The sequence below is a fragment of the Streptomyces sp. AC627_RSS907 genome (assembly GCF_019049165.1).
On the sequence record NZ_JAGMUE010000938.1, the window covers coordinates 1 to 684 of the forward strand.

Annotated in this window: 1 protein-coding gene; it reads right to left on the reverse strand. The window is 77.0% G+C overall.

Annotation, left to right across the window (positions count from 1 at the left end; genetic code table 11):
* Positions 1-684 (reverse strand): polyketide synthase dehydratase domain-containing protein (locus KUM32_RS39555; RefSeq protein ID WP_217146570.1); only part of this gene is annotated, 684 nt, incomplete at both ends.

Consider the following 684-nt stretch of genomic DNA (forward strand, 5'->3'; position numbering starts at 1 on the left):
GCCGGGGACAGCTCGCCGACCGCGTGGCAGGACCACTCACTGTCAGCACTGCCGGCACCATCGGCGCCGTCGGGGCGGGAGTGGATGCGCACGGGGCGGGCGCCGGACTCGGTGGGCTCGCCAACGGTGACCTGGAGCTGCACGCCGCCCCGCGCGGGCAGCAACAGGGGCGCCTGGAGGGTCAGTTCCTCGACGCGACCGCAGCCGACCTCGTCGCCGGCGCGGATGGCCAGCTCCACGAAGGCCGTGCCGGGCAGCAGCACCGCGCCGGCCACGCAGTGGTCCGCGAGCCAGGGGTGGGTGTGCGTGGAGAGGCGGCCGGTGAGCAGCACGCCGCCGCCGTCGGCGAGCGGGACGGCCGCGCCGAGCAGCGGGTGCTCGGGCGAGGCGAGCCCGATGGCGGTGGCGTCGCCCCGGCTGGCGGAGGGGCGCAGCCAGTAGTGCTCGCGCTGGAAGGCGTACGTGGGCAAGTCCACGGTGCCGGCGGCCGGGAAGAGCGCCGACCAGTCCACGGCGACGCCGCTGGCGTGCGCGCGGGCCAGCGCCTCGAGGGCGGTGCGCGGCTCGGCCTTGTCCTTGCGCAGCAGCGGCACCGTCGTCGCGTCGGAGGCGTCGGCCAGGCACTCCTGGGCCATGCCGGTCAGCGTCCCGTCGGCGCCGACCTCCAGGAGGACGGTGGCTCCG